General features: G+C 51.6%; 24 protein-coding genes. 9 read left to right on the top strand and 15 right to left on the bottom strand.

Annotation, left to right across the window (positions count from 1 at the left end; all coding sequences use genetic code 11):
* Positions 1-41: 41 nt before the first annotated feature.
* The 12 genes from HRQ87_RS11080 to iscR all read right to left on the bottom strand — a co-directional run bounded on the left by HRQ87_RS11080 (position 42) and on the right by iscR (position 9,601).
* Positions 42-1,262 carry a cysteine desulfurase gene (locus tag HRQ87_RS11080; RefSeq protein WP_174138292.1) on the bottom strand — a complete coding sequence of 407 codons (1,221 nt, stop codon included), beginning with the start codon at positions 1,260-1,262 and terminating at the stop codon, positions 42-44.
* Entirely contained in the window at positions 1,255-1,863 is a 609-nt protein-coding gene (locus HRQ87_RS11075; protein ID WP_174138290.1) for a YIP1 family protein, read from the bottom strand. The genes HRQ87_RS11080 and HRQ87_RS11075 overlap by 8 nt, the downstream gene beginning before the upstream one ends.
* 9 nt (positions 1,864-1,872) lie before the next feature.
* A complete protein-coding gene (locus HRQ87_RS11070; protein ID WP_174138288.1) occupies positions 1,873-2,373 on the bottom strand; it encodes a YIP1 family protein in 501 nt (166 codons plus the stop codon).
* On the bottom strand, positions 2,373-3,659 hold the full coding sequence (sufD, locus tag HRQ87_RS11065) for a Fe-S cluster assembly protein SufD (RefSeq protein WP_174138286.1): 1,287 nt from the start codon (positions 3,657-3,659) through the stop codon (positions 2,373-2,375). Before sufD ends, HRQ87_RS11070 begins: the two co-directional genes overlap by 1 nt.
* Entirely contained in the window at positions 3,660-4,415 is a 756-nt protein-coding gene (gene sufC, locus HRQ87_RS11060) for a Fe-S cluster assembly ATPase SufC (RefSeq protein ID WP_174138284.1), read from the bottom strand. It lies immediately after the preceding gene.
* A gap of 79 nt (positions 4,416-4,494) precedes the next feature.
* A complete protein-coding gene (locus tag HRQ87_RS11055) occupies positions 4,495-5,034 on the bottom strand; it encodes a hypothetical protein (protein ID WP_174138282.1) in 540 nt (179 codons plus the stop codon).
* A 102-nt stretch (positions 5,035-5,136) separates the two neighbouring features.
* The gene (locus HRQ87_RS11050) at positions 5,137-5,658 is read right to left on the bottom strand and encodes a hypothetical protein (protein ID WP_174138280.1); all 522 of its coding nucleotides are present in this window, start codon (positions 5,656-5,658) and stop codon (positions 5,137-5,139) included.
* Between the two features lie 156 nt (positions 5,659-5,814).
* Positions 5,815-5,991 carry a hypothetical protein gene (locus HRQ87_RS11045; protein ID WP_174138278.1) on the bottom strand — a complete coding sequence of 59 codons (177 nt, stop codon included), beginning with the start codon at positions 5,989-5,991 and terminating at the stop codon, positions 5,815-5,817.
* Positions 5,988-6,374: a hypothetical protein gene (locus HRQ87_RS11040; RefSeq protein ID WP_174138276.1), complete on the bottom strand. Its 387-nt coding sequence runs from the start codon at positions 6,372-6,374 to the stop codon at positions 5,988-5,990. Before HRQ87_RS11040 ends, HRQ87_RS11045 begins: the two co-directional genes overlap by 4 nt.
* Complete coding sequence (sufB, locus tag HRQ87_RS11035) at positions 6,374-7,894, bottom strand: Fe-S cluster assembly protein SufB (protein ID WP_174138275.1); 1,521 nt, start codon at positions 7,892-7,894, stop codon at positions 6,374-6,376. Before sufB ends, HRQ87_RS11040 begins: the two co-directional genes overlap by 1 nt.
* 20 nt (positions 7,895-7,914) lie before the next feature.
* Positions 7,915-9,042, bottom strand: a complete 1,128-nt coding sequence (locus HRQ87_RS11030) for a cysteine desulfurase family protein (RefSeq protein ID WP_174138273.1) — start codon at positions 9,040-9,042, stop codon at positions 7,915-7,917.
* A 100-nt stretch (positions 9,043-9,142) separates the two neighbouring features.
* On the bottom strand, positions 9,143-9,601 hold the full coding sequence (gene iscR, locus HRQ87_RS11025; RefSeq protein WP_174138271.1) for a Fe-S cluster assembly transcriptional regulator IscR: 459 nt from the start codon (positions 9,599-9,601) through the stop codon (positions 9,143-9,145).
* 166 nt (positions 9,602-9,767) lie between these two features.
* Between iscR and HRQ87_RS11020 the strand changes: the two genes are divergently transcribed.
* From HRQ87_RS11020 to HRQ87_RS11000, 5 genes are all read left to right on the top strand, one after another.
* Positions 9,768-10,421, top strand: a complete 654-nt coding sequence (locus HRQ87_RS11020) for an alpha/beta hydrolase (protein WP_174138269.1) — start codon at positions 9,768-9,770, stop codon at positions 10,419-10,421.
* A complete protein-coding gene (locus HRQ87_RS11015) occupies positions 10,421-10,660 on the top strand; it encodes a hypothetical protein (RefSeq protein WP_174138267.1) in 240 nt (79 codons plus the stop codon). The genes HRQ87_RS11020 and HRQ87_RS11015 overlap by 1 nt, the downstream gene beginning before the upstream one ends.
* Complete coding sequence (locus tag HRQ87_RS11010) at positions 10,657-11,133, top strand: hypothetical protein (protein ID WP_174138265.1); 477 nt, start codon at positions 10,657-10,659, stop codon at positions 11,131-11,133. Before HRQ87_RS11015 ends, HRQ87_RS11010 begins: the two co-directional genes overlap by 4 nt.
* Before the next feature lie 90 nt (positions 11,134-11,223).
* A complete protein-coding gene (locus tag HRQ87_RS11005; RefSeq protein ID WP_174138263.1) occupies positions 11,224-12,432 on the top strand; it encodes an NADP-dependent isocitrate dehydrogenase in 1,209 nt (402 codons plus the stop codon).
* A gap of 46 nt (positions 12,433-12,478) precedes the next feature.
* A complete protein-coding gene (locus HRQ87_RS11000) occupies positions 12,479-13,138 on the top strand; it encodes a DUF4328 domain-containing protein (RefSeq protein ID WP_343035246.1) in 660 nt (219 codons plus the stop codon).
* 22 nt (positions 13,139-13,160) lie between these two features.
* Here HRQ87_RS11000 and HRQ87_RS10995 read toward each other — a convergent pair whose 3' ends face one another.
* Entirely contained in the window at positions 13,161-13,667 is a 507-nt protein-coding gene (locus HRQ87_RS10995) for a hypothetical protein (protein WP_174138259.1), read from the bottom strand.
* 255 nt (positions 13,668-13,922) lie between these two features.
* Positions 13,923-14,321 carry a RidA family protein gene (locus tag HRQ87_RS10990; RefSeq protein ID WP_174138257.1) on the bottom strand — a complete coding sequence of 133 codons (399 nt, stop codon included), beginning with the start codon at positions 14,319-14,321 and terminating at the stop codon, positions 13,923-13,925.
* Between the two features lie 116 nt (positions 14,322-14,437).
* Here HRQ87_RS10990 and HRQ87_RS10985 point away from each other — a divergent pair, with 116 nt between their 5' ends.
* Together HRQ87_RS10985 and HRQ87_RS10980 are read left to right on the top strand one after the other, a co-directional pair.
* On the top strand, positions 14,438-15,085 hold the full coding sequence (locus HRQ87_RS10985) for a DUF998 domain-containing protein (RefSeq protein WP_174138255.1): 648 nt from the start codon (positions 14,438-14,440) through the stop codon (positions 15,083-15,085).
* A 3-nt stretch (positions 15,086-15,088) separates the two neighbouring features.
* On the top strand, positions 15,089-15,625 hold the full coding sequence (locus tag HRQ87_RS10980; RefSeq protein WP_174138253.1) for a DUF421 domain-containing protein: 537 nt from the start codon (positions 15,089-15,091) through the stop codon (positions 15,623-15,625).
* On the opposite strand, the gene HRQ87_RS10975 is transcribed toward HRQ87_RS10980, so the two are convergent.
* Positions 15,622-16,251: a TerB family tellurite resistance protein gene (locus HRQ87_RS10975; RefSeq protein ID WP_174138251.1), complete on the bottom strand. Its 630-nt coding sequence runs from the start codon at positions 16,249-16,251 to the stop codon at positions 15,622-15,624. The genes HRQ87_RS10980 and HRQ87_RS10975 overlap by 4 nt on opposite strands.
* 223 nt (positions 16,252-16,474) lie before the next feature.
* Here HRQ87_RS10975 and typA point away from each other — a divergent pair, with 223 nt between their 5' ends.
* Positions 16,475-18,295 (top strand): translational GTPase TypA, encoded by a 1,821-nt coding sequence (gene typA, locus HRQ87_RS10970; protein ID WP_174138249.1) that lies wholly within the window; start codon positions 16,475-16,477, stop codon positions 18,293-18,295.
* Positions 18,296-18,477: 182 nt separating this feature from the next.
* Complete coding sequence (locus tag HRQ87_RS10965; RefSeq protein ID WP_174138650.1) at positions 18,478-19,692, top strand: bifunctional alpha/beta hydrolase/OsmC family protein; 1,215 nt, start codon at positions 18,478-18,480, stop codon at positions 19,690-19,692.
* The last annotated feature ends 147 nt before the right edge of the window (positions 19,693-19,839 follow it).

The following is a 19,839-nucleotide window of genomic DNA, read 5'->3' as shown; positions in this document are numbered from 1 at the left end:
GGCTTTTTTATGCCCGGACCTTTGTAAAAAGAAACGCCCTATTAGGCAAAAAGATCGTGGCACAGTTCCAGCGCATCGACCAGAACATCGACCTCTTCCTTAGTGTTATACATGCCAAATGATGCGCGACATGTGGCGGACACACCCAAATGTTCCATCAATGGCTGTGCACAATGATGGCCTGCGCGCACAGCAACGCCCTTTTTGTCCAAAACGGTGGAAATATCATGTGCATGTGCCGCACCATCCAAAGTAAATGAAAAAATCGCAGCCTTATCTGCTGTCGTGCCCTGGACATGCAGCCAGTTCAATCCGTCCAGTTTCTGGCGCGCATAATCCCGCAAGCTGTCCTCATAAGCAGCAACCTTATTCATCCCCAAATCCATCATATAGGTCAGCGCGGCCCCCATGCCGATCGTCTGAACAATGCCAGGCGTTCCCGCTTCGAACTTCATTGGCGGATCGTTATAGGTCACACTGTCCTTGTGCACATCACGGATCATATCGCCACCACCCATAAAGGGCTGCATTTCCTGCAGCCGCTCTTTCTTGACGAAAATCGCACCAGATCCACTTGGACCGTAAAGTTTGTGCCCGGTAACCGCGTAAAAATCGCAATCAAGATCAGTCACATCGACAGGCATATGCACAGCTGCCTGTGATCCATCGACCAGAACTGGCACACCGTGATCATGGGCTGCCTTGGTGATGGCTTTGATATCCACCTTCGTGCCCAGAACATTCGACAGATGCGTCAACGCCACCAGTTTAGTCTTGGACCCAATCGCGTCGATCACCTTCTGCGGATCTAATGCACCGTTCACATCGACATCGACCCATTTTAGAACGACACCTTGCCGTTCACGCAGAAAATGCCACGGTACAATGTTCGCATGATGCTCCATCACGCTAAGAACGATCTCATCACCGGCCTGCAGCCGTGGCATAGCCCAACCATAAGCAACCATGTTGATGCCTTCGGTCGTGCCGGAATTCAAAACAATCTCATCCTCAGAGGGCGCATTCAAAAAGCGCGCCACGATCCCGCGCACGCTTTCGTATTTTTCAGTCGCGACGTTGGAAAGATAATGTAGGCCACGGTGAACATTGGAATATTCATAGGAATAGGCCGTTGTGATCGCATCTATCACGGTTTTTGGTTTTTGCGCAGATGCCCCATTGTCCAAATATACCAGCGGTTTGCCGTTCACCTGGCGCGACAGTATTGGAAAATCGGCCCGGATTTTATCAATATCATACATTGGCCGCCCCTTCAGGTGGTGTGAAACCAAAAATCGCCAAGATCATAGCGGCTGCAAAAACCAGCCCCATGAACGCAAGAAATAGCATCAGCGCTGATTTCCCAAGCGAATTGAACCGGAAAATAACATCTGCGAAGTTGACTAAAATCCAGATGCCATACCCCACAAGACCAAGCAGCACCAAGCCACCTAGCATGGGTGAAAGCAAAGCCAGAAACAGCCCCATAATCCGTGCAGTATTCGATATGATCAGCCACCATGACAACACGACGACACATTCATCGAAGCTGCCCTGACTTTTAAAAGCAAGTCCTGCCACGTGAACGGCACCCATAAATGCCACTATAAACACAGCATACATAACCAAAAAAAGCACAGGGTTTGTCGGGATTAACTGCATTGCTTGCTGTTGCTGTTCAGTGGGCGTGGCAATCGTTTGCCCAAGCACGCCTGATATTGTCGATAAAATCACAGCCAGCGACACAAGCAGCCACAAAGCCTCACGCGGGATATTCAAAGCTAAGACAGCTTCGGCCGCTTGCTTTGGCTGGGCAAAACTAAGCTGGAATAACGCGAGGAAAGATTGAATTGTCATTGTCATAAAAGGTACTTAGTCCGCTTTGAGGGGGGTCTCAAGCTCTGCGACACGAAGGCACAGACCCCAAAAGACCAAAAACACCACAAGCCAGACAACCCCAACGACCGAAAGCTGCGTGCCAGGTCCGATAAAACCGGCAACAAGACCGTGCAACATCAATAGCGGGGTCGAGGCTAAAAGGCTCCAGAATAAGGCTAATCTGGCACCAAACCAACTGCCCCTGCCCCCAAATACGCGTGCAATCATATGACTTAATGCTGCCAGACCATACAGCATCAAGGGCAGTAAAAAGATAATCCCCCAAAGCGCACCGGCGATTAATTGCTGAATCTCGACACCTTCGGTCAGATGGGCCTGGCGCGCCAATTTAGGCCATTGTGCAATAAAGATCAGCGCGCTGGCGCCCATGACCATTGCCAAGGCCCGATCTTCGCGTTGACCTGCATCCAAAAGCCGCTGCATTACCCGCGTCGGCCCCCGGTAAGTTGCTATGATATTATCCGCAACGGGCATCAGCGACGTCTGACCAGCCAACCTTCAAGCCGCGACAGAATATCGGCGGCAATATCTTCATCTTCGATTTCTTCAATCGCTTCGGCCAGGAATGCCAAAACCAGAAGATCCTGCGCCTGATGTTCAGGCACACCGCGTGATCGCAGATAAAACAGCGCATCTTCATCAATCGCACCAGATGTCGACCCATGCGAACAGGCCACATCATCGGCATAGATTTCAAGTTCAGGTTTGGCTAGAAACTGGCTGTCTTCATCCAACAAAAGTGACTGGCTGATCTGATAGCCATCGGTCTTTTGCGCACCTGGTTGCACGAGAATTTTGCCTTGAAAAACGCCGACAGCCCCGTTGCGCAGAACCTTTTTGAACACCTGACGGCTTTCGCAATTGACGGCATCATGGGTGATAAAAACAGTGTCGTCGTGGTGAAAATCACCATCGCCCATGGCCGCACCCGCTACATGGGCAATCGCGTCATCGCCCCTTAGGTCAATGATGGTTTCATTACGGGTTAACACGCCATTCGCGGTCAACGTAAAGCTTTTATAGGTGCTATTTGCACCCAAACGCGTGAACATATGCGTCACAGCACGCCGTTCATGATCACGCCCCTGCGCCCGCACATGGTGAAAAGCCGCGCCATCAGCTACATCAATCTCCATGCATTTGTTAAAGCGCGCAGCCGCCGGGCCATTTTCCAGAACTGTCAGTTCCGCACCCGATTCAAGCTTGATGCAATGATGCAAAATGGCGTCGGATGTATCTGAACTATGATGATAAATCATGCTGACAGGCTTTGGGGCCTTACCCGTGACATGGATCAGAATGCCGTCACTGGCAAATGCGGTGTTCAAGGCCGCAAGGGGCCGTTCGACTGGACTCTGGCCATCAATTTCCAGCGTGCCATACATGTCTTTGGCCCAGTGGATATCTTTTTCACCCGCTTCGGCCAGGCGCGCGATTGTCACGTGCTCCATCGCCAGTGGGTCTGATGCATCGGCATCATACACACCATCGACAAAAACGATTTTCAAACGATCAATGTCACCAAACAGCTGTGATTCATCACTCATATCAAATGTCGCCGCTGGCGGGCCATTTGCATCTGTCAGCGTCGTTGGGTTTGTATATTTCCAATATTCATCACGCCGGGTCGGCAGGCCCATCATCCGAACGCGGCTTAGCGCATCCGCACGGGCCGCATCTGACCAATGTCCGCCTTCGGGCATTTGCATGGCCGACAGACGTGTTTCAGTCGTGTCTTGTTTCAGTTTCGCAAGCGCCATTTATGCCACCTCGGCCAGAATGTCGGCATAACCGTTATTTTCAACTTCAAGCGCCAGTTCTGGGCCACCAGTTTTGATGATTTTACCGTCCGCCATGATATGGACGACATCTGGTTTGATATGATCCAAAAGGCGCTGATAATGCGTGATGACCAAGAATGATCGCCCTTCATCGCGCAGCGCATTCACGCCTTCGGCGACCAGTTTCATGGCATCAACGTCCAGGCCTGAGTCCGTTTCATCCAAAATGCACATCTTTGGCTCAAGCATTGCCATCTGCAGAATTTCATTGCGCTTTTTCTCACCACCCGAAAACCCGACATTCACCGGACGCTTTAGCATGTCAGCGTCGATTTTCAAACTTTTGGCTTTTTCGCGGATCAATTTCAGGAAATCGGCTGCACTTAGTTCATCTTCGCTGCGCGCCTTGCGTTGGGCATTCACGGCCGTGCGTAGGAATGTCATGTTGCCCACACCGGGAATTTCGACCGGGTATTGAAAGGCCAAAAACAGACCAGCCGCAGCGCGCTCTTCTGGATCCATTTCCAGGATATCTTCACCGCCCAACTTAGCCGATCCGTCGGTGACCTCATAGCCGTCGCGGCCCGCAAGGACGTAAGATAAAGTCGATTTACCAGACCCATTCGGCCCCATGATCGCATGCACCTTACCGGCCTCAAGCGTCAGATCGACCCCTTTCAGAATTTGTTTGTCTTCTTCTTCAAGTTTAACGTGCAGATTTTTGATTTCTAACATAATTTCCTCTTAGGCAACGCAAAAAGGGACACCTGCGATGCAGGGTCCCGATTAAGGTTCAGTGATGGACTGTTTTGGTTTAGTTTTCTAGCTCTTCGGCCAATTCGGCCCGAAGATTCTGATAAGTTTCCATGCTTTCTAATTTGACCATGATCACATCGCGTGCGGCCAGAAAGCCGGCGTCGGGTGTCATAAAGTCCGGACTTGTGCTGGACATGGTTTGCGCCATCCATTCGGGGGCAAACGCCATTTCGATTTGTTCGGGAAAGGCATGTACAGCCATGTGAAATGTGCCAAATGCCACGATGATGCCCAGCAAATGATTGCGGATTACATTCTTGCCCTGAATTTTCAAAAGTGACCGGATGATCCAGCCTGTTATGATCGTTCCAAGAACAATAATGCCGAAATCTTCGATTGTTGTAAAGTTGACCGCCGCCCATTCTTTCAGGTGCCATGCGCCCAGTATAAAGCCGACATAGGCCAAAATTCCGGTTACGAACCCAACAATGAAATTGGGTTGCTTTGCGCCACCGCGCCCGCGCCCCGTTATTAAACCATCTTGACCTGCTTCCACGCGCCCGATCCTGCTGCTGAACGATGTTTGACCAACTGACATACAAAAAACCCCCAAGTTTCTTCAAACCTAGGTAGCAAATTGGGCGGTTCTTGGGCGAAAGATTGGTGATTTGGGCGTTATCACGGCGAATAGCCGCCGAGTTTACTGCCCGAATACAACAGCAATCGGGCCGATCATGAATGAGTTTATCTCTGTCTGATCCAACACAAGTTCGACCCATTCGGGTGAGAAGATCAGTTCGAACGCTGTAGGAAAATACCAAACCAGATTGTGCATAAGACCAATCATTGCTGTGATTCCAAAGCCTTTGGCGCTGATATGAATGGGATCTTCCAGATTGAAGGCGTGCCGCATGATAAAAGCGATCCCGCCGGCAAGCAGGCCTTCGATTACCAGTGCGTCGTAAGATATCGCCGTTGGTTCGCCAATCGCGATATGAAAACGTGCCCACCGACTGATCAAAACGCAGATCATACCCAGAAGAAACGCACCGATTATCGATAGTGGATATCCGAAGTTCCCCAGCATCGGTTCTTTGTGAACTTTGCGCGCCTTGGACTGGGATGGCTGCGTCACCATGTTCTGTGGCATGGACTGCGCGGATTGCGGGCCATTTATTCTGGCCAAACGATCCTGAAAATTGGCTTTTTGCTCTTCGCTCATTCTGACGATCTTTTTTGTCTGCGATATCGCCCTTGGGTAGAAAGCGATTAAGGCGACAACTTGACTGCGAAAAGAATAATTTCGGCACTTTTGACGATACGGAATCAATGCATGTGTCAATCAAATGATTGTCTTCAAATTGCATCCTCATCTTCGTCATGATTTCTTCCACAAAATAAAATGCGCAAAAAGGCTGCCTAAAAAGCCTGATATCGCGCCGGCAGCTAATATCTCAAGCGCCCCAAGACCATCCGAAAGGGTATCGACGATCAAAGCAAATGGCCCACAAAACGCACCCGTTGCCACTGCAGATAAAAGTGCCGTGCGTTTCATTTTTCAGTCTGACCGAACCGATCAAAATCACCGCGCGCTTTTGCTTCCTGAATTTGACGCGCGGTCTGTTTTCTGCGGTCTTCTTGTGCAGTATATTGCTGCTGTGATTTGATCATCTGCCACTTCTTTTCAGCCCGTCGTGCGCGCCAAAACAGCAAGATGGGTGTTAGAATGACCCCAATCAGCGTACCTGCGGCAGGCATACCAAATATCACATAGAATATAGCACTGAACACAAAAGCACCTGCAGGGATGGACAACAGATATGTCAATCCAGACGTGTAGGACATCGTACCATGCATGTGCTGACGATGCATTGCTGCTTTATCTGTGGCGACGCCATTTGGCGTATAGGTGCCATGATGCATGGGAAGGTCGCGCATTAACCCACTGACCCTTCCAGAGAAATCGCAACCAGCTGCTGAGCTTCCATCGCAAATTCCATCGGCAGCGCCTGCAGCACTTCCTTGCAGAACCCGTTCACGACAAGGGCCACGGCCTCTTCCTCGTCCATACCGCGCTGACGGCAGTAAAACAGCTGATCGTCGTCCACCTTGGATGTTGTCGCCTCATGCTCAACGCGGCTGCTATTATTCTTGACCTCAATATATGGCACTGTATGGGCCCCGCATTTGTCGCCGATCAACAGACTGTCGCATTGCGTGTAATTTCGGCTGTTCTTAGCCTTGGGATGCATCGATACCAGCCCGCGATAGGTATTCTGCGCCTTGCCGGCACTGATCCCTTTGGACACGATCCGGGATTTGGTGTTCTTGCCCAGATGCACCATTTTTGTTCCGGTATCGGCTTGCTGCATATGGTTGGTGATCGCAATCGAATAGAACTCGCCCTGACTTTCGTCACCACGCAGAATACAGCTTGGGTACTTCCAGGTCACAGCTGATCCGGTTTCCACTTGCGTCCACATCACCTTGGAACGATCCCCGCGGCAATCGGCACGCTTGGTCACAAAATTATAAATCCCGCCCTTGCCGTTTTCATCACCAGGATACCAGTTCTGAACAGTAGAGTACTTGACCTCGGCATCTTCAAGCAGCACGATCTCAACCACGGCTGCGTGTAATTGTGATGTATCACGCTGCGGTGCGGTACAGCCTTCCAGATAGCTGACGTACGATCCTTTGTCGGCAATGATCAGTGTGCGTTCAAACTGCCCCGTATTTTCAGCATTGATCCGGAAATAGGTGCTCAGCTCCATCGGGCAACGCACGCCGGGCGGCACATAGACAAACGACCCGTCTGAAAACACAGCAGAGTTCAACGTGGCATAGAAATTATCCGACACCGGCACGACCGACCCCAGATATTTCTTCACCAGTTCAGGATGTTCGCGGATTGCCTCAGAAATGGAACAGAAGATCACACCGGCCTTTTTCAATTCGGCCTGAAACGTTGTGCCCACGGAAACCGAGTCAAACACCGCATCCACGGCCACCTTGCGCCCCTCGGCAGGCATATCCTCGGCCCCTTCGACACCAGCCAAAATCATCTGCTCTTTCAGAGGGATCCCCAACTTTTCGTAAGTCGCCAGCAATTTCGGATCAACCTCATCCAGTGATTTAGGCTTTTCAATCATGCTTTTGGGGCGGGCATAGTAATACTGATCCTGAAAATCGATCTCAGGGTAATCCACCATCGCCCAATCGGGTTCTTTCATTTGCAGCCAACGGTCATAGGCCTGAAGGCGCCACTCGGTCATCCACTCAGGCTCTTCATTGCGCTCTGAGATCAGCTTGACGATATCTGGCGTCAGCCCTTTTGGAGCATATTCCATCTCAATCTCGGTTTCCCAACCGTATTTATATTTGCCCGCAAGCTGTTGAACGGCCTCAACGGTTTCCGCTTCGACGCCTTCTTTGACATCAACATCCAGTGCCGCCATCTTGCTTTCCTCTCGTGTTATCACGCCGCACGGGCGCGTTGTTTTTGTCTTGCATTCAGCCAAGCATCCGCAAACGCCATGACCTGCTGTTCTGTTGTCTCGGGCCCCAATGACACGCGCACCGCGCTTGACGCCACATCATCTTTGTATCCCATCGCGCGCAGCACTCGGCTGGACTTGACCTTGCCGCTGGAACACGCACTGCCCGCACTGATCGCAAAGCCCGCAAGGTCCATCTGCATCACCTGTGTCTCAGCCTTCCAACCCGGTGTGGCGAAACAAGATGTGTTCGGCAAACGTTTAGTCCCTTTCCCGACAAAAATAGTATCGTTTGAGCCAGCCTCAATAGCACTTTCTAGAATATTTCTAAGTTTCTCAACTTTTTCCCAGACGCCCGCCTCAATATCTCGTGCCGCAGCCTCGGCCGCAGCCCCAAATCCAGCAACCCCGATGACATTCTCAGTCCCAGACCGCCGCCCCATCTCTTGGCCGCCACCTTTGATCTGTGCTTGCAAATCAATACCCTGTTTCACGACAAGACATCCGACACCATAAGGGCCACCCATTTTATGAGCTGATAAAACGGCATAGCTGTTCCAGGGCTGACCGAAAGAGATACTGCGTCTGTGCACAGCCTGAACACAATCCGTGACAAGCCGCGCACCGGTATCCAGAATGGCGCGCCTGATCATGCCCTGCTCAAGAATGCCTGTTTCACTATTGGCAAAGGAATGGGCAACCAGATTTAGCTTCTGACCCGCTTTTTTGACCTTCTGCAGCTCATCATCCAGCCAGCCGCTCTCGACATATCCGTTTACATTGATCGGAACAGATCTGACATTCGCATTATCAACATGCGCAAAAAAACAATCATGACAGTTCTCAGATACAAAAACTGTCCCTTTGGCATTCCGAAGGACCAAAGCTGCAGCCTCCGTCGCACCGCTGGTAAAAATAATCTCCTGTGGATCACACCCGACCAGCGCCGCAACCTGCCCCCGCGCTTTTTCGACAATCGCCTTCGCTGCGCGCCCCTCGGCATGAACCGACGACGGATTACCGACCACATCCATTGCCGCCAACATCGCCTCGCGCGCCTCCACCCGCAAAGGCGCCGTGGCATTATAATCCAGATAAACCCGGCTCATATTACCGCCTTCTTCTTGGCAAAAATATTCTCGCCAAAGGCGAAACCTGCACGAAGTGCCAGAAACCGCAGCGCCGCAGGCGTTTCATTTCGGTAATGCATCATTCGTCAACGAGCTCAAACAAATTCGGCACGGCAGGGCATGGCATAAGGTCGTTTTTCACCACATCCGACAATCGCGTCTGGTGCAAAAACACATAGACATGGGCCGACAGCCCTTCCCACAGACGGTTGGTCAAAGACTGTGCGCGGCTGCCTGACACGCCACCTGATGCCCCTGCCCCTGTGTGCATCGCGCTGACCGTCTCGTCCACCGCCGACAATATATCAACCACCCGAATATCAACTGCGGCCCGCGCCAGCCGATAGCCGCCACCGGGTCCGCGCACGCTGTCCACAAGTTTGGCGCGGCGCAATTTCACGAAAAGCTGTTCAAGATACGGCAAAGATATATCCTGACGCTTAGAAATCTCACCCAATGACACCAATACATCAGCGGGTTGCAGCGCCAGATCAGCCAGCGCAACCATTGCATATCTGCCCTTTGTACTTAGCTTCATGATCCAAGACTTCCGCATTTGCATTGACGCGCCAAGACAGATTGCTTAGTTGCCTTATTCCAGCACGTCCAGTGCATAACAAGTATAATTTAGAACTGTTCTAAGGTGACCAAGTGAATTCGTCAAGAATACCATGCGCCTTAAACACAAAAAGACAGGGACACCTATGCCCGAAGTGATTTTCCCCGGCCCCGAAGGTCGGCTAGAAGGCCGCTACCATCCGCAGAAGGAAAAAGACGCCCCCATTGCGATTGTGCTGCATCCGCATCCACAATTTGGCGGTACTATGAACAATCGCGTCGTTTATAATCTGCACTACGCGTTTTATAACATGGGCTTTACAGTTCTGCGGTTTAATTTCCGCGGGGTGGGTCGCAGCCAAGGCGAATATGATCAGGGCATAGGAGAGCTGTCAGATGCAGCATCGGCCCTGGATTACCTGCAATCGATGAATAATAATTCCAAGCATTGCTGGGTCGCAGGCTTTTCTTTTGGCGCCTGGATCGGCATGCAGCTTTTGATGCGCCGCCCCGAAATTACAGGGTTCATCAGCGCATCGCCACCCGCCAATATGTATGATTTTTCGTTCCTTGCGCCCTGCCCCAGTTCCGGGTTGGTCATCAACGGCACGAACGATCGCGTGGCCCCACCCGCTGACACGCATGCGCTGGTCGAAAAGCTGCACGAACAAAAAGGTATTACTGTCACGCATCAGGAAATCGATGGCTCTGGCCACTTTTTTGAAGATGATTATATGGATACGATGATTGGTAATGTGAAAGAATACGTACAACGCAGGTTAACTGAAAACACACGCTAATGGCTACGATTCAGGAAATGGCCGCGCAATTGGCCGAAGAATGTGTTGCTGTCCAAGATGAAATCGGGGACAGCAGCCTTTTTGTCAAATTGGCAGATATTATTGGTGCATCTTCTCAAACTCTTGAAGAAGAGTTTCTGGGCGCGGTACGCACACAACTGGCGTTCAACAAAGGTCGCATGTATCTGGCCGACAAACTGGAAGAACACCAAAAAACCAATCCACTTGATGCGGAATGAAAACAGGAATTCTGACGGTTCTATCCTTATGCCTTTTGGGAAGCGTCACATATTTTGTTTGGCCTAAAACCGATATTTGCCAAGCGTTTTTGAAGAATGACGGCCTGAACCTTCCCTATCTTGGCAAGCCCGAATGCCTAGTCGTCATGAATTCTCAAAAACTTATTCAGGTGAAATACTCAGTTCCTGCTGAAAACCTCATCGAGGCACATGCTTATCTGCAAACTGAATACGGCTTGGGCGATCTGCGCTTTGTTTGTTGCGGCTATGAAACTCGAAAAGGTAACGGGCAGGGTCATGCAAAATATCCCATAACTGAACCTGAAATTTTCGACCACTTGCTTGGTCCCGGGGCGATTCTAGGTGGTACGATCAACATGTTTGTCCCGGCTGAAGGTGCTGACGAATCTGCATCGCCCTCTCTACTTGGCACATTGGATGGTGTGATCACGATTGATGCGTATGGTGTGTAATCAAATTCCGTATACAAGCGTATACCTTCCCCGCGGCGGCGAATTGCGCTAGACGACGCGCAGACCGATTCACGCAGCAAGGGGGACACCATGTCCAAGATCAAAGTTGAAAATCCAATCGTCGAACTTGATGGCGATGAAATGACCCGGATCATCTGGGATTTCATCAAGAAAAAACTGATCCTGCCCTATTTGGATGTTGACTTGCTGTATTACGATCTTGGCATCGAAGAACGTGATCGCACAGACGACCAGATCACCATTGATGCGGCCGAAAAGATCAAGGAAATCGGCGTCGGCGTCAAATGCGCAACGATCACCCCCGACGAAGGCCGGGTCGAAGAATTCGGCCTTAAGAAAATGTGGCGCAGCCCCAATGGGACGATCCGCAACATTCTGGGCGGCGTTGTGTTCCGTGCTCCGATCATCTGTAAGAATGTCCCCCGTCTTGTACCAGGCTGGACACAGCCCATCGTCATTGGCCGTCATGCTTATGGTGATCAGTATCGTGCCACGGATATGAAATTCCCCGGGCCTGGAACGCTGTCCATGAAATTTGTGGGCGACGACGGCAAGGTGATCGAACACGAAGTGTTCAAGGCGCCATCATCCGGTGTTTACATGGGTATGTATAACCTTGATGAAAGCATTCACGATTTTGCACGCGCGTCGCTGAACTATGGTCTGAACCTGGGTTGGCCGGTGTATCTGTCGACCAAGAACACCATTCTGAAACAGTACGATGGTCAGTTCATGCTGATCTTCCAAAAGGTGTTCGAAGAAGAGTTCGCCGATAAGTTCAAGGCCGCTGGCATCACGTACGAACATCGTCTGATTGACGATATGGTCGCGGCTGCCATGAAATGGTCTGGCGGCTTTGTCTGGGCGTGCAAGAACTATGATGGCGACGTACAATCTGACACCGTGGCACAGGGCTTTGGATCGCTTGGTCTGATGACCAGCCAACTGATGACGCCCGATGGCAAAGTCGTTGAGGCCGAAGCCGCCCACGGCACCGTCACACGTCACTATCGCCAGCACCAAAAGGGCGAAGCGACATCGACAAATTCAATCGCGTCGATTTTTGCTTGGACCGGCGGGCTGAAGCACCGCGCGAAACTGGACGGCAACGATCAACTGACCAAATTTGCCGATACGTTGGAAAAGGTCATCGTCGATACGGTCGAAAGCGGCCATATGACCAAAGATCTGGCCCTGCTTGTCGGCCCCGATCAGAAATGGCTGACCACCGAAGGTTTCCTTGAGAAGATCGACGAAAACCTGAACGCTGCGATGTAAAAGAACACGGGCCGCCTGATATCGGGCGGCCCATTTTATTTGAATAATGAACCCAAAATTACCCCCCGACTTCCGCGCCATTTCGCCCAGATTATCATGGGTCAAATGGACGACTTATCTGACGATGGGTTTTTGTAACATCTATTTTATTATGCAAATACTTTGGACCGGTGTGTTTCAAAGGTATTTAATAACAACGCCAAGCGTTCAAAAACTATACCCGTATGTATATGTCGGACATAGTTTATTGATGCCTGTTACGATAATCGTCTTCATCATATCCTTTATCAGCTTTATGACGTGGATTTATCACGCAGCTTTAAATGCCCGTGCCTTAGGGGCAAAGGATATGCCAATACCCCCACTTCGTGCTGCATTGTGGAAATTGATACCAATTATAAATCTTTGGATCCCGTTCGCCGCCCTACGTGACATATGGAAAGCCTCGATTAATCCAAAAAACTGGCGTGATGCCAAGATCCAGGCCGTGTTTTACGTATATTGGATCAGCTCGATCCTTTATTTTACCGCTATAGCAATAATTACGATGATAATCTTCAATATTGATGAGTTCGTATCATACTTGCCGATCATGGTTATTATTCAGTTGATCTTGATGAATATTTCATTTCTCACATCGGTTCAGGTGGCCAAGGCGATCACACGCGCGCAAGCGGACATGCATAGGACAGTTGCATTTGACTGAATCGGCTCGACACGCGGCCCATTTATTTTTCCGCAATCAACCGCATCATGGCGCGTCTGTCCCCCGGATACAGCGCCCCGTTTATCACCAGAATGGCGCTAACCGCTTCGACAGCACTTAGGTTATAAGGCGCGCGAAGCACCTCGGACAGATATGCTGCTTGTTCTGTAAGGGACTGTAAAACAAACGGATCTATCGGGTCTTGTCCCGCGCGTTCTTTCAGACGCTCTGGCCCGCCTGACACCATCAGAATCACACAGACCAGCCGCTGTCGTTCTTCGATATCCTGTTCCAGCCATGCCCCGATCGACATATTCTGAAATGTGCGGGCTGTCATGTTACAGTCGGCGTCCAGCAAGACATCGCGCGCCTCGCCCCTGAAGATATCATCGATGCTATAGGGCGGTGTATCCACGCCCGCGACTTCTTTATTCGGGGTAAATTGTCGATCGACGTCCACTTCATGTGCGCTTACAGCATGTGTCAAAGCAGCAGACATGCATAATATCGTAATCAATTTGCGTATCATCAAATTTCCACCTGTTGGGAACGACCTCAAGAGGACGTCATAGCTATATGCCCGACTGGCACGGTCATTTTGAATGGGATTTTTTTCGATAGGACACAAAAAACATCCCACCAACAATCGGCAAAAGTAACGGCACCGCGGCCCATCCTCCTGCTAAATCGGTATTTACCGATAAAGCTATGGCAATGAAGGCAAGACATACCACCCCAATAACGACCCACGCGACTAAGAAAGTCAGGATTTTTTCTAGTATTGTCATGCTTCCTTATCACCGATGAATGACTTCATCGCAACCGCCTGCACCTTAACCTTGGCCCCAAAAGGCAGTTTGGCCGCTTGATAGATCGTGCGCGCCGGTGGTGTTTCAAACAGCTCGCCATAAAGCGCATTCACGTCGGGCAGATCATCCAAATCGGCAAAAGCCAGGTCGACATAAACGATGTCAGATCGGTCAAATCCTGCCTCGGCGGCGATCAGAAAGATCAGCTCAAACGCGCGCTCGGCTTCGGCGCGCGGTGTGCCCGGGCGGTATCCATCGTCATAAACACTAAGTTGCCCCGAGATATGGCAGGTATTCCCGACCACTACTGCATTCGCAATGGGTGACGGCGACTTAGGCACACCTGGCACATCGATTATCGTTCGTTTTGACATTTCGTATCCTTATTCGGCCGCTCAATTGAGCCGTTCGCAATCATATCAAATGTTCGCGGAACATTTTTTGACAACGTTGCGTTTGAAATAAACACCACGGCCAAAGGGGTAGATCATTGACGCAAGATGCAACGGGCCACGCGATAGATCAAGAACGCCCCTATCTGCTGATCCTATTCGGACTGATTGGTCTGCTGGGTTGTGTTGCTTTAATTCTTGGAACAATCATAGCGCCGTTTTTCGTTCCAGAATATAATTGGGTATCCGACACCATCAGTGATCTGGCCGCCGGTCAATCCGAGATTATTATGGACGTGGCCCTGTATGGCTTTGCGGCAGGACTATTCGCCACAGCACTTGCCGCCTCTCATGCGCATTTAGGGGGTATTTTCTGGTCTGGTGGGATCTTTTCGTTAGCCGTTCTAGCCGCCTTGGTCGTCGTGGTCGGCGCACGCAATGAATATGGTGACAACGACAATGAAGGCATCGTAATCCACATGTATCTGGTTTACTGTCTTGGCGTTTTCTTTTTGTTGGCCCCACTTTTCATGGCCAAGGGTATCGGTATCAATCACGATTGGGCCATGCGCACCCTGATTGGTCTTGGTCTGCTTTGGGGTATCACCGCACCGATCTTTTTTCTTCTGCCAACAACGGTCGATGGGCTTTATGAACGCGCTCTTGGTGTTATCGCCTGTGCCATCGTCAGTACGCTTTGCACCGTCTTTGTATCACGCGGTCGCAACGCTTTGAAAAGTAACTAGCTGATGGAATTTATCATCGTTGCTGCACAAACAATACTGGCGGTCGTAGCCGTGATCGTATTAGTGCGACTGAACGGGCTTCGGTCGTTTTCCAAAATGTCCAGTTTTGATTTCGGCCTAACAGTCGCTGCCGGGTCCGTGCTGGCCACGATGATGACCAGCAGCGATTCTCCTTGGCCGGAACTGGTGGCATTGGCCACGCTGTTTTTGACCCGTTTTGTCGTCTCAAAAGTCCGGCAGCGATACGGGTGGGCTGTAACTTTGACCGATAATGCACCCCTGATGTTGATGTATGATGGCGTTGTTCTTGAAAAGAACCTGCCATTGGCGCGCGTCACCCAATCGGATTTGCGCGGCAAACTGCGCGAGGCGAACGCAATCGCCCTAAGCCAAATCAGGGCGGTCGTGTTTGAACCAACGGGCGACATCAGCGTACTACATGGTGATACGTTTGATTGCGAACTGCTTAGATCCGTGTCATGGGGCGCAGAAGATATCCCCACCCCGGTACAGACCGAATTGTCCAAGCCCGTGCCTTAAATCGTGGCCAATCCTTCTTCGGCCAGCACACCATTGGCATAGGCTTTGGGCATATCCAGTGCTGCGATAACTTCCTTGATCTGCACGATTTCTTCGGGGTCCACGTTGCCGTCGGCTTTGGCCACCGCAATCGCGGATCGCAGCACCAGCTCTTTGCCCGTATCGTTCAACCCAGGGGCCACATCCGTCAGATAATCCTTGACCGTCAGTGTATCGTTGCGGGCCATTTCCAATTCAGCCGCCATATCAGCCGGGTCAATCTCGCGTTTGGCGATGTTCTGGAAGGCTTGTGTGATCTGTGCCACCTCGGCATCATCAATTTCACCGTCCGCCAATGCCATTTTGAACATTACGCGCTTGGCTGCGATGGAAAATTCAGCCTCGAACGCTTCGGCCTGCGATTCAGGATCATAGTCGCGAATACGCTCATTAAATGTGGCCTTGCAGCGTTTGCATTCCACATATTTGCCCAGATCCCCCATTGGAAAAATCGGTATCCAATAAAAAGTAAACCAATTTTTCACATGCATCAGATCCATATCCTGACGTCCGTTACATTCGGGGCAGAAAAAATCGCCGTTCTCAATAGATTTAGCCCGCCCGCGCGAGCCCCAAATAAAAATCATAACCCTACTCCAATTCACCCTGCTTTATACCCGTCAGCAAAGCCCGCGCTGCCGCACCAAGTTAACGGCTGCATGAAAACACCCCTTTATTATGTGACATTTCCAGCAGGTTTCACAGATTTGGGCGAAAGATACGTTTTACGCAGGGTGTCTTTGCATTCCCTCTGGCTTTTTGTGCACAGCCGCGTTAGGCCGCGCGCAACTCCAGCATAAGGCATGACACATGGACCTTCGCAATATCGCGATCATCGCACACGTTGACCACGGCAAAACCACACTTGTGGATGAACTTTTGAAACAGTCGGGCGCCTTTCGTGAAAATCAGGCTGTGGCCGAACGCGCGATGGACAGCAACGATCTGGAACGCGAACGCGGGATTACTATTCTGGCCAAAGCAACCAGCGTCGAATGGAAAGATCGCCGGATCAACATCGTTGACACCCCCGGCCACGCTGATTTTGGTGCCGAAGTCGAACGCATTCTGTCGATGGTTGACGGTGTTGTACTTCTGGTTGATGCCGCCGAAGGGCCGATGCCGCAAACAAAATTCGTCACCTCAAAAGCACTGGCCCTTGGCCTGCGTCCCATCGTTGTGCTGAATAAGGTCGACAAACCTGATGCCGAACCGGATCGCGCACTTGACGAAGTCTTTGATCTGTTTGCCAACCTGGGTGCCGATGACCATCAACTGGATTTCCCGGCCCTTTATGCATCCGGTCGATCCGGTTGGGCCGATGTCGAACTGAACGGCCCGCGCAAGGATCTTTCAGCGCTGTTTGATCTGGTCGTGCAACACGTGCCCGCCCCCAAACAACTTGATGCGATCTCGGATCCGTTTCGTATGCTGGCCACCACATTGGGCGCTGATCCTTTTATTGGCCGCATCCTGACGGGCCGCGTGGAAAGCGGCACCCTGAAAGCTGGTGAAACCGTACATGCCCTGTCGCGCGACGGTACCCGCGTTGAACAGTTCCGCGCCACCAAAATTCTGGCTTTTCGCGGCCTGGGCCAACAGGCCATCGACGTGGCCGAAGCGGGCGACATTGTCAGCATCGCAGGCATGACCAAGGCCACCGTCGCCGATACGATCTGTGCAACCACGGTCACCGAAGCCATTCCGGCACAACCCATCGATCCGCCCACTATCACGGTGACTTTCGGCATCAACGACAGTCCGCTTGCTGGACGCGATGGCAAAAAGGTTCAGTCCCGCGTAATTCGCGAACGCCTGATGAAGGAAGCCGAATCCAACGTCGCTATCAGTGTCACCGACACCCCCGGTGGCGAAGCGTTTGAGGTCGCAGGCCGCGGCGAATTGCAAATGGGCGTTCTGATCGAAAACATGCGCCGCGAAGGGTTTGAGCTGTCCATCAGTCGCCCCCAGGTGCTATTTCGCGAAGAAAACGGCGAAAAACTGGAACCCATCGAAGAAGTCACCATTGATGTTGATGACGAATATTCTGGTGCTGTTATCGAAAAGATCACCGGTACGCGTCGCGGCGATCTGGTTGAAATGAAGCAGGCCGGGGCGGGCAAAACCCGCATTATTGCACATGTGCCATCGCGCGGATTGATCGGCTATCACGGCGAATTCCTGACCGATACACGCGGCACAGGCGTGCTGAACCGTGTTTTTCACGATTGGGCTCCGCACAAAGGCGCCATTCCAGGTCGTCGCGCGGGTGTTCTGATTTCGATGGAAAACGGCGTGTCTGTCGCCTATGCGATCTTTAACCTCGAAGATCGCGGCAAATTCTTTATCGGCGCACAGGAAGACGTCTATCAGGGCATGATTATCGGCGAACACAGCCGTGAAAACGATCTTGAGGTGAATCCTTTGAAAGGCAAAAAGCTGACCAACGTTCGTGCGGCCGGCACCGACGAAAACGTCCGCCTTACCACACCTATGAAGCTGTCACTTGAAGAGGCCATCGCCTATATCGACGATGATGAACTGGTCGAAGTGACACCAAACGCCATCCGTCTGCGCAAGCGTTACCTGGATCCGCACGAACGCAAACGCCAATCTCGTTCTGGCGGATAAGCACGTGGCGTTGCCCCACTTAAGGGCAACGCACCTATAAATGCAGCGTCGCCAGACGCTTCATTTTTGAAACATATCACATACGATCTGTCACCATGACGTGACAGAACTGACACATGCCTTGTGTCTTGCGCAAACCTGTCCCAATTTCGAAACCAACACGCGCAAAGGGACACATGGCAATGCCTACCGAACGGATCACATTCACAGGTCACAGCGGTGATCAATTGGCAGCCCGCCTTGATTTGCCAGACGGCCCACATCTGGCAACGGCCCTTTTCGCCCATTGCTTTACCTGCTCAAAAGATATCCCTGCTGCGCGCCGCATTGCCGCGCGCCTTGCATCAATGGGGATTGCTGTTTTGCGGTTTGATTTCACCGGGCTGGGGCATTCAGGTGGCGAATTTTCAAATACGTCTTTTACGTCAAATGTCGATGATCTGATCGCTGCGTGTGAATATCTGGATGGGCGCAAGATGTCCCCCAGCATTCTGATCGGGCATTCCCTGGGCGGTGCCGCCGTTCTGAAAGCCGCCCCGCAGATCCCGTCAACCAAGGCTGTTGTTACCCTTGGCGCACCGTTCGATCCCAATCACGTCACCCACAACTTCGCCGACGCCCTGCCCGAGATCATCAGCAAAGGCGTAGCCGAAGTGCAATTGGGCGGTCGCCCTTTTCGCATCGGGAAAAACTTTCTGGATGACATCGCCAAGGGCGAACTGACCCCCGCAATCAGCAATTTAGGCGCGGCCTTGTTGATTTTGCACGCGCCGCTGGACGATACAGTTAGCATCGATAATGCATCCGAGATTTTTCTGGCTGCCAAGCACCCCAAGTCGTTCATCACCCTTGATAATGCCGATCACCTGATCACCAAGGCCGCAGATGCCGAATACGCCGCCAGCGTTATTTCTGCTTGGGTATCCCGCTACATTCCGCTGACCCAGCCTGCCCCGCCGATCGGCGCGCCCGAAGGCGTGATCCGCGTAACCGAAGCAGATCCAAACGGCTTTCTGCAAGATGTTCAATCAGGTGCCACCCATCATACCCTTGCCGATGAACCATTGGCCTATGGCGGTACCAATCGCGGTATGTCGCCCTATGGTTTTTTGTCCGCGGGGCTTGGGGCCTGTACATCCATGACAATCCGCATGTATGCGCGTCGAAAAGGCTGGCCGCTGACGAATGTGCGCGTCGATGTCAGCCATGATAAGGTTCACGCCCAAGATGCCAGCACCGGCACAGACACACAGATCGACGCCTTTATCCGCCAAATCCACCTGCAGGGCGACCTGGATACCACACAACGCACCCGCCTACTTGAAATCGCCGATAAGTGCCCCGTGCATAAAACTCTAGAAAGCAGCGCGCAGATCGTGACAAAGCTGGCTGACTGAGTTTTTAGGGGTCTGCTTCCTGCGCGATACGATCGTCGACGCTTGCCGCAGCGAAGTTCCCCTTCCCGCAGATTTTGTTCTCTAATCCGTCAATGTCTGTTTTCCAAAATTCCTGTTTGTCGATGTCTGAGGTTACCTTTGTTCTCT

This window comes from Parasulfitobacter algicola, from assembly GCF_013315265.1.
GTDB classification, from domain to species: Bacteria; Pseudomonadota; Alphaproteobacteria; order Rhodobacterales; family Rhodobacteraceae; genus Parasulfitobacter; species Parasulfitobacter algicola.
Note: the sequence above shows the minus strand (reverse complement) of the source record. Positions and strands in the feature narration are given on the sequence as shown.

Coding starts and splice junctions, on each gene's coding strand:
- sufC (WP_174138284.1), bottom strand. CDS start 4,415: ATGTTAGAAATCAAAAATCTGCACGTTAAACTTGAAGAAGAAGACAAA.
- HRQ87_RS11070 (WP_174138288.1), bottom strand. CDS start 2,373: ATGCCCGTTGCGGATAATATCATAGCAACTTACCGGGGGCCGACGCGG.
- HRQ87_RS11075 (WP_174138290.1), bottom strand. CDS start 1,863: ATGACAATGACAATTCAATCTTTCCTCGCGTTATTCCAGCTTAGTTTT.
- HRQ87_RS11045 (WP_174138278.1), bottom strand. CDS start 5,991: ATGAAACGCACGGCACTTTTATCTGCAGTGGCAACGGGTGCGTTTTGT.
- HRQ87_RS11055 (WP_174138282.1), bottom strand. CDS start 5,034: ATGTCAGTTGGTCAAACATCGTTCAGCAGCAGGATCGGGCGCGTGGAA.
- HRQ87_RS11020 (WP_174138269.1), top strand. CDS start 9,768: ATGCCCGAAGTGATTTTCCCCGGCCCCGAAGGTCGGCTAGAAGGCCGC.
- iscR (WP_174138271.1), bottom strand. CDS start 9,601: ATGAAGCTAAGTACAAAGGGCAGATATGCAATGGTTGCGCTGGCTGAT.
- typA (WP_174138249.1), top strand. CDS start 16,475: ATGGACCTTCGCAATATCGCGATCATCGCACACGTTGACCACGGCAAA.
- HRQ87_RS10995 (WP_174138259.1), bottom strand. CDS start 13,667: ATGATACGCAAATTGATTACGATATTATGCATGTCTGCTGCTTTGACA.
- HRQ87_RS11080 (WP_174138292.1), bottom strand. CDS start 1,262: ATGTATGATATTGATAAAATCCGGGCCGATTTTCCAATACTGTCGCGC.
- HRQ87_RS10980 (WP_174138253.1), top strand. CDS start 15,089: ATGGAATTTATCATCGTTGCTGCACAAACAATACTGGCGGTCGTAGCC.
- HRQ87_RS11000 (WP_343035246.1), top strand. CDS start 12,479: ATGAACCCAAAATTACCCCCCGACTTCCGCGCCATTTCGCCCAGATTA.
- sufD (WP_174138286.1), bottom strand. CDS start 3,659: ATGGCGCTTGCGAAACTGAAACAAGACACGACTGAAACACGTCTGTCG.
- HRQ87_RS11040 (WP_174138276.1), bottom strand. CDS start 6,374: ATGCGCGACCTTCCCATGCATCATGGCACCTATACGCCAAATGGCGTC.
- HRQ87_RS11010 (WP_174138265.1), top strand. CDS start 10,657: ATGAAAACAGGAATTCTGACGGTTCTATCCTTATGCCTTTTGGGAAGC.
- HRQ87_RS10965 (WP_174138650.1), top strand. CDS start 18,478: ATGCCTACCGAACGGATCACATTCACAGGTCACAGCGGTGATCAATTG.
- HRQ87_RS10990 (WP_174138257.1), bottom strand. CDS start 14,321: ATGTCAAAACGAACGATAATCGATGTGCCAGGTGTGCCTAAGTCGCCG.
- HRQ87_RS10975 (WP_174138251.1), bottom strand. CDS start 16,251: ATGATTTTTATTTGGGGCTCGCGCGGGCGGGCTAAATCTATTGAGAAC.
- HRQ87_RS11030 (WP_174138273.1), bottom strand. CDS start 9,042: ATGAGCCGGGTTTATCTGGATTATAATGCCACGGCGCCTTTGCGGGTG.
- HRQ87_RS11015 (WP_174138267.1), top strand. CDS start 10,421: ATGGCTACGATTCAGGAAATGGCCGCGCAATTGGCCGAAGAATGTGTT.
- HRQ87_RS11050 (WP_174138280.1), bottom strand. CDS start 5,658: ATGAGCGAAGAGCAAAAAGCCAATTTTCAGGATCGTTTGGCCAGAATA.
- HRQ87_RS11005 (WP_174138263.1), top strand. CDS start 11,224: ATGTCCAAGATCAAAGTTGAAAATCCAATCGTCGAACTTGATGGCGAT.
- sufB (WP_174138275.1), bottom strand. CDS start 7,894: ATGGCGGCACTGGATGTTGATGTCAAAGAAGGCGTCGAAGCGGAAACC.